This window comes from Winogradskyella sp. A2 (genome assembly GCF_046762865.1).
GTDB lineage: Bacteria > Bacteroidota > Bacteroidia > Flavobacteriales > Flavobacteriaceae > Winogradskyella.
Map to the genome: position 1 here is coordinate 96,404 of NZ_JBKQXM010000005.1, position 14,460 is coordinate 110,863.

The 14,460-nt window shown below is 33.7% G+C and carries 15 protein-coding genes; 6 read left to right on the forward strand and 9 right to left on the reverse strand.

The window, feature by feature from the left end; genetic code table 11:
- Nucleotides 1-324 precede the first annotated feature (324 nt).
- Nucleotides 325-2,214, forward strand: a complete 1,890-nt coding sequence (locus ACFWV9_RS11060) for a DEAD/DEAH box helicase (protein WP_411895279.1) — start codon at nucleotides 325-327, stop codon at nucleotides 2,212-2,214.
- A 5-nt stretch (nucleotides 2,215-2,219) separates the two neighbouring features.
- Here ACFWV9_RS11060 and ACFWV9_RS11065 read toward each other — a convergent pair whose 3' ends face one another.
- Entirely contained in the window at nucleotides 2,220-4,559 is a 2,340-nt protein-coding gene (locus tag ACFWV9_RS11065) for a T9SS type B sorting domain-containing protein (protein ID WP_411895280.1), read from the reverse strand.
- Nucleotides 4,560-4,803: 244 nt separating this feature from the next.
- On the opposite strand from ACFWV9_RS11065, the gene ACFWV9_RS11070 reads away from it, so the two are divergent.
- On the forward strand, nucleotides 4,804-5,619 hold the full coding sequence (locus tag ACFWV9_RS11070) for a carboxypeptidase-like regulatory domain-containing protein (RefSeq protein ID WP_411895281.1): 816 nt from the start codon (nucleotides 4,804-4,806) through the stop codon (nucleotides 5,617-5,619).
- A gap of 4 nt (nucleotides 5,620-5,623) precedes the next feature.
- Here ACFWV9_RS11070 and ACFWV9_RS11075 read toward each other — a convergent pair whose 3' ends face one another.
- Genes ACFWV9_RS11075 through ACFWV9_RS11085 form a run of 3 tightly spaced genes read right to left on the reverse strand, consistent with a single transcriptional unit; the run spans nucleotide 5,624 to nucleotide 7,223 of the window.
- Nucleotides 5,624-5,986 (reverse strand): VOC family protein, encoded by a 363-nt coding sequence (locus tag ACFWV9_RS11075; protein WP_411895282.1) that lies wholly within the window; start codon nucleotides 5,984-5,986, stop codon nucleotides 5,624-5,626.
- Nucleotides 5,987-5,995: 9 nt separating this feature from the next.
- Nucleotides 5,996-6,523, reverse strand: coding sequence for an SRPBCC family protein (locus ACFWV9_RS11080; RefSeq protein ID WP_411895283.1), 528 nt, complete (start codon nucleotides 6,521-6,523; stop codon nucleotides 5,996-5,998).
- Nucleotides 6,524-6,566: 43 nt separating this feature from the next.
- Nucleotides 6,567-7,223, reverse strand: a complete 657-nt coding sequence (locus ACFWV9_RS11085) for a TrmH family RNA methyltransferase (RefSeq protein ID WP_411895284.1) — start codon at nucleotides 7,221-7,223, stop codon at nucleotides 6,567-6,569.
- 34 nt (nucleotides 7,224-7,257) lie between these two features.
- Between ACFWV9_RS11085 and ACFWV9_RS11090 the strand changes: the two genes are divergently transcribed.
- From ACFWV9_RS11090 to ACFWV9_RS11100, 3 genes are read left to right on the forward strand one after another with little or no spacing between them, the layout of a single operon-like run.
- Entirely contained in the window at nucleotides 7,258-7,686 is a 429-nt protein-coding gene (locus ACFWV9_RS11090; RefSeq protein ID WP_411895285.1) for a hypothetical protein, read from the forward strand.
- Entirely contained in the window at nucleotides 7,662-8,462 is an 801-nt protein-coding gene (locus ACFWV9_RS11095) for a hypothetical protein (RefSeq protein WP_411895286.1), read from the forward strand. Before ACFWV9_RS11090 ends, ACFWV9_RS11095 begins: the two co-directional genes overlap by 25 nt.
- 11 nt (nucleotides 8,463-8,473) lie before the next feature.
- On the forward strand, nucleotides 8,474-9,145 hold the full coding sequence (locus tag ACFWV9_RS11100; RefSeq protein WP_411895287.1) for an SIR2 family NAD-dependent protein deacylase: 672 nt from the start codon (nucleotides 8,474-8,476) through the stop codon (nucleotides 9,143-9,145).
- Between the two features lies 1 nt (nucleotide 9,146).
- Here the strand turns inward: ACFWV9_RS11100 and ACFWV9_RS11105 are convergent, their stop codons facing one another.
- The 4 genes from ACFWV9_RS11105 to ACFWV9_RS11120 all read right to left on the reverse strand — a co-directional run bounded on the left by ACFWV9_RS11105 (nucleotide 9,147) and on the right by ACFWV9_RS11120 (nucleotide 11,631).
- On the reverse strand, nucleotides 9,147-9,347 hold the full coding sequence (locus ACFWV9_RS11105; protein ID WP_411895288.1) for a helix-turn-helix transcriptional regulator: 201 nt from the start codon (nucleotides 9,345-9,347) through the stop codon (nucleotides 9,147-9,149).
- Entirely contained in the window at nucleotides 9,347-9,796 is a 450-nt protein-coding gene (locus ACFWV9_RS11110) for a hypothetical protein (protein WP_411895289.1), read from the reverse strand. Before ACFWV9_RS11110 ends, ACFWV9_RS11105 begins: the two co-directional genes overlap by 1 nt.
- A 109-nt stretch (nucleotides 9,797-9,905) precedes the next feature.
- Nucleotides 9,906-10,613 (reverse strand): tetratricopeptide repeat protein, encoded by a 708-nt coding sequence (locus ACFWV9_RS11115; RefSeq protein WP_411895290.1) that lies wholly within the window; start codon nucleotides 10,611-10,613, stop codon nucleotides 9,906-9,908.
- A gap of 85 nt (nucleotides 10,614-10,698) precedes the next feature.
- Nucleotides 10,699-11,631, reverse strand: coding sequence for a peptidylprolyl isomerase (locus tag ACFWV9_RS11120; protein ID WP_411895291.1), 933 nt, complete (start codon nucleotides 11,629-11,631; stop codon nucleotides 10,699-10,701).
- Between the two features lie 113 nt (nucleotides 11,632-11,744).
- Here ACFWV9_RS11120 and ACFWV9_RS11125 point away from each other — a divergent pair, with 113 nt between their 5' ends.
- A complete protein-coding gene (locus ACFWV9_RS11125; RefSeq protein WP_411895292.1) occupies nucleotides 11,745-12,200 on the forward strand; it encodes a hypothetical protein in 456 nt (151 codons plus the stop codon).
- Here the strand turns inward: ACFWV9_RS11125 and recQ are convergent, their stop codons facing one another.
- Nucleotides 12,201-14,402 carry a DNA helicase RecQ gene (gene recQ / locus ACFWV9_RS11130; protein ID WP_411895293.1) on the reverse strand — a complete coding sequence of 734 codons (2,202 nt, stop codon included), beginning with the start codon at nucleotides 14,400-14,402 and terminating at the stop codon, nucleotides 12,201-12,203.
- Between the last annotated feature and the right edge of the window lie 58 nt (nucleotides 14,403-14,460).

A 14,460-nucleotide genomic window follows, 5' to 3' on the forward strand; every position in this document is an offset into this window, starting at 1 on the left:
ATTTTATGTTATAGAATAACAAAATTGAACAATACCTATTATCACTCCAAGATACGGTTCTGGCTTCATATCCAAAAATTAATCTTAAAAGTAATTGTTGAATAAGGTAACATTTACTTTTTTTAAAATGTGAAAGCTATTCATAAAATTGTATATCCAATTAAAAGACTATCTTTGCGCTTTTATTGAGCGAAACCATTTATTTTTAGAAACGGTTCGCAGATTCCTCAGGGTGAGGATGTGTTGCAAGAAGTTCAGGTTTAAGTATGTCGATTCACTTCTTATGTAACACTACATAACATAATCGAATACTTAAATTAAAGAATGAGTACATTCCAAGAACTAGGTCTTAGTCAAGACCTTCTTAACGCTATTACGGATTTAGGGTTTACAAAACCTAGTGAAGTCCAAGAAAAAGCAATCCCAGTTTTATTAGATGAAGAACGCGACCTGGTTGCACTTGCACAAACTGGTACGGGTAAAACGGCAGCTTTTGGCTTTCCGATGCTTCAAAAAATTGATATTAATAGTCGTACTACACAAGGACTAATTTTATCGCCTACACGAGAACTATGTTTACAAATTACCAATGAGCTAAAGCTTTACGGTAAATACTGCAAAGGTCTAAATGTAGTTGCTATATATGGTGGTGCTAGTATAACAGAGCAAGCCAGACAGGTAAAAAAAGGTGCACAGATAATTGTTGCAACACCAGGCCGTATGAAAGATATGATAAACCGTAATTTGGTTGATATTTCTAAAATAGGCTACAGTGTTTTAGACGAGGCAGATGAAATGCTAAATATGGGTTTCTATGAGGATATTACCGATATATTATCCTTCACACCAGATGATAAAAGTACATGGTTATTTTCAGCAACTATGCCTAAAGAAGTGGCTACCATTGCTAAGAAATTTATGTACGATCCTATAGAAATTACGGTAGGAAATAAAAATGAAAGTACAAGTCAGGTTTCTCACGAATACTATTTAGTAAATGCAAGAGATCGTTACCAGGCCTTAAAACGATTGTCTGATGCTAATCCAGAGATATTCTCAGTCGTTTTCTGTAGAACAAAACGCGATACTCAAAAAGTAGCCGAAAACTTAATTGAGGATGGATACTCGGCTGGCGCACTACATGGAGATTTAAGTCAGAATCAACGTGATTTAGTAATGAAGTCTTTTAGAAACAGGCAAATACAGACATTGGTTGCAACAGATGTTGCTGCTCGTGGTATTGATGTTGATGATATTACGCATGTTATAAATTACCAATTACCTGATGAACCAGAGATATACACGCACCGATCTGGTCGTACTGGTCGTGCTGGAAAAACCGGTATCTCAATGGTGATTGTTTCTAAAAGTGAAATTAGAAAGATAAAAAGTATAGAGCGGATCATTAAAAAGCAATTCGAAAAAAAAGATATCCCTTCTGGTACTGATATTGTTGAAGTACAATTAATGGCTTTAGCTAATAAAATCCATACAACGGAAACTAATCACGAAATTGATAAGCACCTTGAAAGTATTAATGAGCTATTTGCTGATACTAATAAAGATGAACTCATAAAAAAATTCTTTTCAGTAGAATTTAATCGTTTCTATAATTATTATCAAAAATCAAAAGATTTAACTGTATCTGAATCAAGAGGTTCTGATAGAGATGGTGGTGGACGTGATTATGGTAAATCTACTAACGACACACGCTACTTTATTAATGTAGGAAGAAAAGATGGTTTCGATTGGATGAAATTAAAAGATTTCTTAAAAGAAGTCTTAGAACTAGGTCGTGATGATGTATTTAAGGTAGATGTTAAGGATAGTTTTTCATTCTTTAATACTGAAAAAGAATTACAAGAAAAAGTCTTAGCATTCTTTACAGATTACAAACACGACAGTCGTTTTGTAAACGTTGAAGTCAGTGAAAACAGAGGGCGTAGTGGTGGAGGAAGACGAGACAGAGGACGTGGTAGAGATGATAGACGAAGCGGTGGACGCGGAAGACGTTCTGATAATAATCCTAGAGGAGATAGACGTTCATCAGGTTCTGGAAACAGAAGAGACCGAAGACGATCAGATGATAATAGAAGCGATAGACATTCTAATGATAGAGCAGACAGAAAATTCAATGATTCTAGAGGAGACCGACGTTCTTCAGAATCTAGCAGTTCTACTTCAGATAGACCTAGACGTTCTAGGCGTAGATAAAAGTGTTATCGCTTTAGAGTGAAATGACCTGTGCGCATTTCATTTTTACTTGGTCGTTTTAAAATAAACCAATAGTCTGAGGTAGGCATTAATTTCCCATTGTAAGTACCATCCCAAACACTAGCTGTGGCATTGAGCGTGGCTAGTTGTTTGCCATATCTGTCAAATATTGATATTTCAAAGTCATTTTCATCAGGTGGAAGTTTTATACTCCAAAATGGATTGTCACCGTCACTATTTGGAGTAAAATATTTTGGGTAACCTAATATTGAAATGGCTTGTGTAGCAAAACCACAACCATTTTTATCTCTTACATAGATAATATAATCTCCAAAATTTAAATTTGAAAACACATTGGAATCTTGATAAATGAAATTATCGAGTGAAAATTCGTAATCACCAAAACCTTCGGTAAAAACCGCAATACTGTTTTGACGTTGCCATTCCTCAACTTGAACATCAGAGATAGTAGGCAATCCAGATTGTATCACATTGAAGACCTTTGTAGTACTACAAGCAATGCTTAGCGTAGTGTTATGGTTTTTAAATATTTCAACAGTATAGGTTCCGGCTATGCCTAATTCAATGGATGAAGTAAGATCTCCTGTAGACCAAGCATAAGCATCAAATCCAGCATCTGCGGTTAAAACTATAGATTCGTCTTCACAGATATAAAATGTTACTTCTTCAATAATATCAGGTCTATCCAATACCTGCAGATTAAATGAAGTAATATCATAGCAACTTGGGTTAAAGTTATTTTGAATTCGTGCATGCACAGTTTGAAAATCTATAATATCATAAATTAAGTCCAATGGGTTGGAACCAACAATCGCATTTTCTTCAGAATCAAAAAATAGAACTGAAAAAACACTAGCATCTTGCGTACCCATAACTTCACCAATCTTGGTGTCGAGGTTAAACGTAGTTAAGCCACTGTCATCTTGGGACTCACATTGATAGTAATCACTTGTTATGTTGGCTATTGGAATTTCATAGATGATGACTTCTTCTGTTAATTCTAAGGATTGTCCTGCGAATGATGCACTAACATTAACTGTGTAGACACCTGGACTAGTGTAAGTATGTGTTGGACTTTGCAAACTTGAAGTTGTTCCATCTCCAAATTCCCAAAGTACTGAAGCGTTGTCTACTTCAGATATTAATTCAAAAGTTGTTTCATTTCCCAAACATGAATTATTAATACTGAATGTTGCATTAAATAGTGATTGTACAAATGGCGGTAATCCTAAGGTAACTAACCGTCCTCCTAAATCAACAGCACCTATTTGGTAATCACAATTTGGACCCAAAGTATCAGGACTATTAATAGCATCAAGAGCAGTTTTTCCTGAATTACAAACGTAAATTTTGCCATCGAGTGCCAGTTGTAATCCACCTAGCTCATCACCTCCCTCATATAATAAGGTCTTCGAATTAATTATATCATTCGCATTATTAAATCTTACATCAAATTGAAATAGTCTAGAACTTGCCTCGTTTGTTTGAAAATCGAAATTTTTATCTGAAACATATAACAGCTCACCATTCGGAGAAAACTCTAAGCCATAAGCACCAGAGGCAGATGAGCTACTATAAAACTGATCGTTAAGTGAAATGGGATTTGATACTACTCCCGTATTATCATTAAAACTAAATATTTCCACATTGCTATCTGCACCAAATTTTGCACTAGCAATACGATTACCATCAGGCGAAACTTTTAGATACCCAATTGTATTGGCAATCTTTTGGTCAAACGCATTTGGGTTGTCAGTGCCATGTACAGTCCCTACTGCTGATATTACAGGATTTAGATTAATGCCTTGTGGTGATATTTGGTATGCTAAAAACTCGTTGTTACTCCAACCATGCGTAATAACCCAATAATCAATACCGTTAGCATGTTTTACAGCCGTAATTTTCTCGGTACTTGGGTATAAAAGTTCTTCATTCTTTAACGTAATGTCGCCATTTCCGTTATTAAGACTCATATTTACAATAGAGTATCTAAATCCATGATCACCAGCAGAACTGTCTACAGTAAAAATGTAATAGATATTATCGGAACCTGGTCGTTGTATAATTATGCCAGATTGCGTACTGGACGGATCACCTAAAAGACCAAACCCATTAAGCATTTGGTTGTGATTTTTATCCCATACACTAATACCATCTGTGTAGAAAAGTAAATCACCGTTGGCATCAGAAATTGAACCGCAACCCTCATTTGTAGCAAGTTGACCATTTAAGTCTAAAACAGGTGCTCCAGAACTAAAATTGAGACCAGCATTTACACCAAAATACCAATTTGCAGCTTCACCTTGTGATAAAACACAATGCATGAAGCTAAAACTGAGCAGTATTATTAAAAGCGTCTTTTTCAATATTTTTTAAAATAGCGAGTGGATTTGATGCAATCCCCTAAAAACGAAAATACAAACAATTGCAAAAAATAAGATGATTCTTAACATTAGAGGTTAATGTATAACGATAAACGGTAAAATAGACATCTTGTTAATATTAAGTCAAATCTATAATAGTCCTACAGCAAACTGCGTTTTGTTTAGTACATTTACACCGTAATAGATGTGCATGCGATATTTATTGATCTTATTTTTATGTTTCACTACAGTTAATAGCTATAGTCAAGACAGCACCAATACTAAACTACCTACACGCGTTAAGGGTACGATTATTAGTAGTTCTACTAATGCTCCATTAAGTGAAGTAAATATTGTAAATATCAATCAGGTTGTAGGAACCTCAACTAATGATGAAGGTATTTTTGAAATTAAGGCTGTTGCTAATGATACCTTGCTCCTTTCCTATTTAGGTTACAAATCCGTTAAAGTAAGAGTAACTAATGACTGGCTTAAATTTGGTAATACTAAAATAACCATGACCGAGCTTGCCCTAGCGCTTGAAGAAGTTACCGTAAAACAACTACAGCTCACAGGGTATCTTAAGGTAGATATGATGGCTGTACCAATACAATCTAATAACCGTTATCGTATTTCAGGTTTGCCAGGTCAAGGTTATGAGGCAGGTAGACCAAATATTGCTACTAAAGTATTGGGTGCTATTTTCAATCCGGCTGATTTTCTTTATAATATGTTTGGCAAAAAGCCAAATGAAATGAAGAAGCTCAAAAAGATGAAGAATGATGATGAAATTAGAAACCAACTTGCTAAACGTTTTGACCGCGAAATGCTTTTAGTTTTGTTACAAGTAAACAAATATGATCTCGATGAAATAGTTAACCAATGTAACTACTCTAAGGACTTTATCAATACTGCCAATGATCTTCAGATTTTAGACGCCATTAGCGAATGCTACGAAGAATACAAGGTCATAAGTCGTAACAATAAGCGTAACAAAGGCAAAAAGAAAGGTAGAGCCTAAGATTTTAAGCGTTAGAATGTAGTGCTACTCTATTACCTTCAGAATCAATAAAAACTCCCATAAAACCATGTTCATCTGAGATTTTGGTTTTTGGCTGATAAATTTTACCTCCAGCACCTTCTACTCTATCGAGTTCGTTTTGCACGTCTTCAGACATAAAATAAACCAAAGTACCTTCTTGACTTGGAATGTAGGATTCTTGCTTTACCAATGTGCCTGTTGCACCATTAGAACCATTACCTCCTGGGAACCATCCCATTAAAAAACCACCAAAATCTACTTCTTGGATTTCTACACCAAATACGATTTCATAAAACTGCTTGGCGCGTTTCATATTATTAACCGGAATCTCAAACCATCCTACCATAAAATACTATTAAGATTCTAAAATAACTTTGAGTTCACTTAAACCATCCTCAAAATCTTTACCTACGGTTTTATCCATATTAAAAAACAAAAAGAAAATATTTGTAGGAGGTTTATTAACTCCAGAAAAACCCCAGGTTACCTTAGTGGATTCCTTATCTATTGCATCGACTGTTATAAAAGCATCAGACTGAGATTTCCATGGTTTAAAGAATCGCAATTGGCTTTCAAGAGTTTCATTCTCAACAACACGTGTTATTTCTTGTTCACCAGTACCTACTTCCTTATTGCCTTCCCACTTTGCAATAAAACCAACTTCCCCATCTACTCCTTCATAACTTTGTACCATCTTTGGGTCCTTTTTCTTCCATGGTGACCAATCGTTTTGTTTCTTTACGTATTTAATGTAATTGAATACTTCCTCAACAGGTTTGTTTACTGTAACACTTCTACTTACGTTGTAGTTTTTAGGCGCTATTATAGTTAGTAGAATAATAATACCAATAATAGCAAGCACTACATATAATGCAATAATCATAATGCTTAGATTTATTTAGTTAGTTCTTTAAAGTTACGAAAAATTAAGATTCAGATGCAAATCGCTCTACGATAGCATCGTGATTTTTGATTGTTTTTTTGATCCAATCGAAGCGTTTGTCAATGCGTTCTTCTTCCGTTAATTGCCATGGAATCACAGAATTTCTGAGTTTTGAAGTCACATGCTGTAATATTATTGCAGCTGAAACGGAAATATTAAGACTTTCTGTAAATCCAAACATAGGAATCTTTAAGTAACAATCTGCCTCATCTAAAACTTGCTGTGACAGACCTTCGGTTTCTCTACCAAAAAAGAAACACGACTTTTTAGAAATGTCAAAATCAATTAAATCACAGTCATTTGCATGTGGTGTTGTGGCTACAATTTGATAGCCTTTTGCTTTTATATCCTTGATACATTGATTTACGGTGTTATATCTATTTAAATCTACCCATTTTTGTGCGCCCATTGCAATTTCCCTATCGATACGTTTGGTATTAACCTCTTCAATAATATTTACTTCTTGTATACCGAACACATCACAAGACCTAATTACAGCACTTGTATTATGTAATTGATATACATCTTCAGTGGCAACAGTAAAATATTTGGTACGCTGTTCTAAAACTTGGGCAAAACGCTCTCGCCTATGCTCGGTGAGATAGGATTCTAAGTATTCGAGAAGTTTTAAATCTGCCATAAAAGATTATATTTATCAAATATAATCGAAACAAATGTCAATTAACAAAACCCCAATTTTACTTTTTTTTATTGCTTTTTCACTACTTATTAATACGCAAGAATCATCCAAGGATTGTGACTGCACGAAAATTGAAAATAATGAAAAAAATGATTTAAAGGTCGTTGCCTTAGCTGAATCTATTGAAAACTCTTTTCATAGTGAAAGCACGGAAGCTTTTAATGATATGTTTAATATCGATTGCTTTACCAATCGTATCACTGATAATGAACTTGTAGAAACAGACAGTGAATTTGCAAAAGGTTTTATACAAGGTGTAAAGGGTGCTGTGAACACTTTATCCACTAGGATTTTAAGAGAAATACAAATGGATCCTATTACAATCTCATCAGTTATGAATACAATATCATTGAAGAGGCCTATTATTTTACTTTCAGATTGTATTCAGAAGAAACAGGTGTAAACTATCATGATTATATGGTCTGTAGAATAGATGGACAGTTAATGTTCAACGATATTTATATATATGTTACAGGTGAGCATTTAAGTGAAACATTACAACGCTTTTTAATAAAGTCTGTACCTTCTAAAAATCCTATGAAAAGACTATTTGGCAATGATAAAAAAGTTGATGTCGATAATTTTTTGTTAGCAAGGGCTATGGTAGACAAGGGTGAATTTCAAAATGCCTATAATGAAATGGATAAAATAAGTGGTGAACTGGCAAAAGAAAAGTTCATTCTTCTTTTTAAATCAGGTATCGCTGCAGAAATTAGCAATGAATTATATGAAAAAAACTTGGCTGAGTTTACCGACTTGTTCCCAGAAGATCCAACACTATATCTCAAATTGATTGATTATAACATACTAAAAGAAAATTATAGAAAGGCGAATGAAAACATTGACAAACTGATTTTTGAAACTGAGGATAATTTCCTAAGAATTATGAAGGCAAAGATTTGCCTACTTGATGGAGATTATGAAACAGCAGAAAACCATTATAACTATATGATGGAATATTATCCGGATTTCTTTGAATCTTATATTGGCGCAATGATAACCTTAAATTACCTTAATAGATTTAATGAGGCATTAAATATTGCAGATAACTTAATAGAAATGGGTTATGATAAAGATATACTTGCCGAATTTTTTGAAGAAAAAGACGAATTTGGGGAGAATGTGTTAGATCCATTGGTAAAAAGTAAGCCATATAAAAAGTGGAAACGTAAATCCTGAACGATTAGATAATGAAACATATTGTTGTTTTAACAGGAGCAGGTATGAGTGCTGAAAGTGGTGTAAAAACATTTAGGGACCACGATGGTCTTTGGGAAGGTCATGATGTAATGAAGGTGGCTTCTCCTCAAGGATTTAGATCCAACCCTAAACTTGTTTTAGATTTTTACAACCAAAGACGACGACAACTTATGGAAGTAAAACCAAATGAGGCCCATAAAGCAATCGCAAATCTCGAGTCTAAATATAGAGTTACGGTTGTAACTCAAAATGTCGATGATCTTCACGAACGTGGCGGTAGTAGCAATGTTGTTCATTTACATGGTGAATTACTTAAAATTAGAAGCACAGGTAATCCAAGCGATATAAAATATTGGACAAAGGATTTAAAGCTAGGTGATACTTGTAATAAAGGTTATCAACTTAGACCACATATTGTTTGGTTTGGCGAAGATGTTCCCATGATTGAAAAAGCTGTAGAAATTTGTTTAACGGCAGATATATTGCTTATTATTGGCACAAGTATGCAAGTATATCCAGCAAATGGACTTATTCATTATGTGAGTTCTGATATTCCAATTTATTATATAGACCCAAGACCTGCAACCGTTAATCATCCCAATATTAAGGTGATTGCTAAGACAGCAACTGAAGGTATGATCGATCTAATGGAAATATTATGATTTAATCATCTTCACTAAGCGTAAAAAAATCATTCACAGGCTTTTTAAAAATTAAAGATAGTTTCAATGCTAATACGGTTGAAGGGACATAACGATTAGCTTCAATTGAATTTATCGTTTGTCTTGAAACATCAATTTTTTTAGCAAGTTCATCTTGAGTAATATTTAATATGGCCCGCTCTACTTTAATTGAATTTTGCATTATCTATAACGTTTTAATGTATGATAAAACATCAATTGAATCATTAACATAAATAAAAGTACCTGAAAATCGCCTAAGTCTTTAAAAGGTTCACCACCAGAATGAACAACATTAGATACACCATACTCAACATAAGGCATTACAAGTGCATAAATAACGCCAACTACAAAGGCTATAGCATAAGATTGTGCCCTTAGATTGATGGTCATCTCATCTTCAATTTTATCTTTCGATAAAGACATTATTAGCATCCCTACTAAAAGTGATTTTTGCAATAATAATTTTAGCCATTCGGTTTCGCCATCCATAGCAAAAGCTCTGAAAAACATCATCACAATTGTGGCTAATACAATTACTAAACCAATTGTCATAAATTGATTTGGTAATCTAAAACTGGCAATTTTATTTAGCCGTTTTCTTTCACATTCCATTATTTTATTAGTTTCCATATAAGACAAATATATTTTATATTATGTAAATTATTTTTTACTATATGACAAACATACTTTACATTTTTGAATAAAACAAATCCAAAATCAATTTTAGTTATCTCAACTCTTATTGGATGGAATCTTTTGGTTTGTACGTGTTAATGTAATTAAGAGCTCTTTTGTTATCAGAATTACGGCTATACGCTTCCTTGTAATTAGTATAGGCATTTAGGCTATCACCACTTCTTAAATAGGCTTCAGCCAAACTATCGTATACGTTTGCACTGTTTGGATGTAGTTTAATATTTATTTTAAAAACCGAAATTGCCTTATCATATTCTTTCTTTCTTATATAACTATACCCCTTGCTATTAAAATCCCGTTCTCTTATATAAGAACTTGTAGAGTCTTTTTCTTTTATCTTTAAATAACCAGCTAAGGCTGCTTCATAGTTGCCTTCTTCTAAATGTGTACTAGGTGTCTTATACGAATCTGGAACTTTCAAATAATCATAAGTAATATTACTTGGATCTTCCTCTGATACAATAGATAAGTAACGTTTATTAGTTTTTGGATGTTTCACAAACCTTAGTTTCTTATACATATCGGCTACGAAAATCTCATTGGTATCTGTAACTACAGGTGCAAATACACCTTCTTTCCAATTCATCAGTAACTTATCGTTTTCATAATACACTAAAATTAATTCGTCTTCATTGAATTGGTATTTACCTGACGATTCATTTTTAAATGCTTCGGTAAATTCAACTCTTCCTGTACAACTCATCATTATGAATCCTATAACTATTAAACAGCCTATTTTCTTGATAATCATATAACAATGGATTTGATTGGTTAAAATAAAAAAGTCTCACTATAAAGTGAGACGATTCTATATAAAAATTGTTACCAACTAGTGTTTATTTTACACCCATTAGCTCTACATCAAAGACTAAAGTTGCATTTGGAGGAATAACACCACCTGCACCAGAAGCACCATAACCTAAGTCACTTGGTATTACTAGTCTTGCTTTATCTCCAACATTTAATAAACAAATACCTTCGTCCCAACCAGGAATTACTTGACCTACACCAACTTGAAAATCTAGAGGCTGATTACGCTTATATGAAGAATCAAAAACAGTCCCATCAGATAACTGACCTTTGTAATGTACAGAAACCATATTACCTTTTTCTGCTTTTTTACCATCACCTTTTTGTATGATTTTATAACGTAATCCCGAATTTGTTTCTTCAAATCCTGAAGCTAATTTATCTAATTCAGCTTTTACTGCTTCACGTTCAGTAGCAACACGCTTTTCTCTTTCTCCTTCAAATGTTCTAAAGGCTTCTATTGCATTGAAATTTTCGGCATCCTCACCTACTCTGAGAATTTCTAAAGCATCTATCATATCATCTTGTGCAACGGTATCAACTACATCTTGCCCTTCAACAACACTACCAAAAACAGTATGTTTACCATCTAGCCAAGGTGTTTCAACATGCGTAATGAAAAATTGACTCCCATTTGTACCAGGACCTGCATTTGCCATTGACAATTTACCTGGTGCATCATGCTTTAAATCTGGATGAATTTCATCGTCAAATTTATATCCTGGATTACCTGTACCAGTGCCTTGTGGACAACCACCTTGAATCATAAAATCAGGTATTACTCTATGAAACTTTAAACCGTCATAATAAGGTGTACCCTGAGGTTTTGCTGAATTTTCTAAATTCCCTTCTGCCAAGGCAACAAAGTTACCAACTGTACCAGGTGTTTTTTCGAACTCAAGATTTACTAAAATCTCTCCTTTTGTTGTTTTAAATTTTGCGTATAATCCGTCTTGCATTGTTTTGTCTTTTATTTAAGGGTGCAAAGATAATCAATGATTTATGATTTACGAATTAAGTAGTAATATTTGAGAAGTCCGTTATAAGAGTTAGTTTTGCCAAAACGAATTTCATGGGATTTTCTTTGTCGAAACTAAAATCAGCATTTGGTGGTAATTCTAAACCTAACAAACCTGAAGACTCTATTGAAAAAATAATTTCTGAGATTGAGAATACACCTTTTGGAGTATCAGATTCTAATGTGCTTTTTGCAGGTTTAAATGAATTAGGTGGTTATTACTTTTTTCAAACTGTTGTTGTGGGTTCTTTTAAATTCAAGACATTTGATGGTGCAAAATTAATAATGAAATCTGATGATTTTGAATTGGAATTAGATTCTGATATGCAAGAGTTAGAGTCTGAACCTTCTCAGGTAGCAAAACGATTTATAACTAAGATTGATTTTCAGATAGAAGAATCAGATATCATAAATTTACAAAGTGAACGAATTACTGAAATTAGATTAAAAACTAAGAAAGGTGATTTAAGTTTTATAAAGTATGTTAATACTATAGACGAAGAAGAGTAATTAGTTAGCTACCTCACTAATAAATTTAATACGGTATAAACGGAGATCCTCATCTTCATAATCACCATCAAATTCTTCAACAGCATCAGAGATTTTATCACTATCAGACTCCATAAAATACTCATGTATTTCTTCTTGTTGGTCTTCGTCTAAAATCTCGTCTATCCAATAACTGATATTGAGTTTCGTACCTGAATAAACAATAGATTCCATTTCCTTGATAAAATCTGGCATTTCCATTCCCTTAGCTGAAGCTATATCATCGAGACGTAATTTTCTGTCTACATTTTGTATGATATACAGTTTTAAAGCAGAATTAGTACCTGTGGATTTAACGACCATATCATCTGGCCTAACAATATCATTTTCTTCAACATAATCTGCTATTAAAGCTACAAAGTCTTTACCATACTTTTTAGCCTTACTCTCACCTACACCATGAACATTATTTAATTCATCTACAGTAATAGGGTATTTTAATGCCATATCTTCTAACGAAGGATCTTGAAAAATTACAAAAGGAGGGACACCCAAGCGTTTAGCATTTCGTTTACGTAAATCTTTTAGCATGGTCATCAGTTTCTCATCAGCTGAAACTCCACTACTCTTTGCATTGGTTATTATACCATCATTAGATTGCTCGTCATACACATGATCTTCTGCCATCATAAATGATTTCGGCTTATCAATAAATGCTCTCCCTGCTTCACTTAGTCTTAAAACACCGTAGGTTTCAATGTCCTTCTTTAAATATCCTGCCACAAGGACCTGACGTATCAGTGCCATCCAAAATCGTGCTTCTTTATCTTTACCTATTCCGAAAAAGGGTTGAATATCCGTTTTATGAGAGGAAATTAGAGCATTAGACTTGCCAACAATAACTTGTACTAAGTCCTTGGATTTATATTTTTCATTAGTGCTACTAACTGTTTCTAATAAGGTTTTAACCTCATCTTTAGATTCTACCTGTTTTTTAGGATTTCTTACATTATCATCCATATCTCCACCCTCTCCAGTCTCTGTATCAAACTCTTCACCAAAATAATGTAGAATAAATTTTCGCCTTGAAATAGATGTTTCTGAAAATGCCACAACTTCTTGTAATAATGCATGACCAATTTCTTGTTCTGCCACTGGTTTACCTGACATAAACTTTTCGAGTTTCTCTATATCTTTATAAGCATAGAATGCCAAACAATGGCCTTCACCTCCATCACGACCTGCTCTGCCTGTTTCTTGATAGTAACTCTCTATACTTTTTGGAATATCATGATGAATAACAAATCTCACGTCTGGTTTGTCAATTCCCATTCCAAAGGCGATGGTTGCAACCACAACGTCAGCATCTTCCATAAGAAACATATCCTGATGCTTTACACGAGTCTTTGCGTCTAATCCTGCATGATATGGCACGGCTTTAACACCATTTACTTGTAATACTTGTGCTAACTCCTCAACACGCTTTCTACTTAAGCAATAAACAATACCAGATTTACCTTCATTTTGCTTTACAAAACGAATGATATCTGCATCTACATTTTTGGTCTTTGGCCTTACTTCATAATATAAATTAGGTCTATTGAAAGACGCCTTAAAGGTTACTGCATCTGTAATGCCTAAACTCTTTAAAATATCCTCTTGTACCTTAGGTGTTGCTGTTGCAGTTAATCCTACAATAGGAATATTATCACCAATGCGCTTAAGGATATGTCTTAAGTTTCTATATTCAGGTCTAAAATCATGTCCCCATTCACTTATACAGTGTGCTTCATCTACAGCCATAAAAGAGATTTGAACAGATCTTAAAAAATCCACATATTCTTCTTTTGTTAAGGATTCAGGAGCCACATAAAGCAACTTTGTTATACCATTAACAATATCCTCTTTTACACGTTTAACTTCAGTTTTGTTTAGTGAAGAATTTAATACATGAGCTACACCTTCATGCTCAGAAACTGCACGTATAGCATCTACTTGATTTTTCATTAAGGCAATAAGTGGAGAAACAACAATCGCAGTACCATCCTTAATTAATGCAGGTAATTGATAACACAAAGATTTACCTCCACCCGTGGGCATTATGACAAAAGTATTATTGCCTACTATAACATTTTTTATAACCTCTTCTTGAAGACCCTTAAACCCAGAAAAGCCAAAGTATTTTTTTAGCGCCGAGTGTAAGTCAATTTCTGCAATACTCATTAATCCCTATTAGTATTTTATATACATTTGCAATAAGTTTAAAGATAACATATTTCTT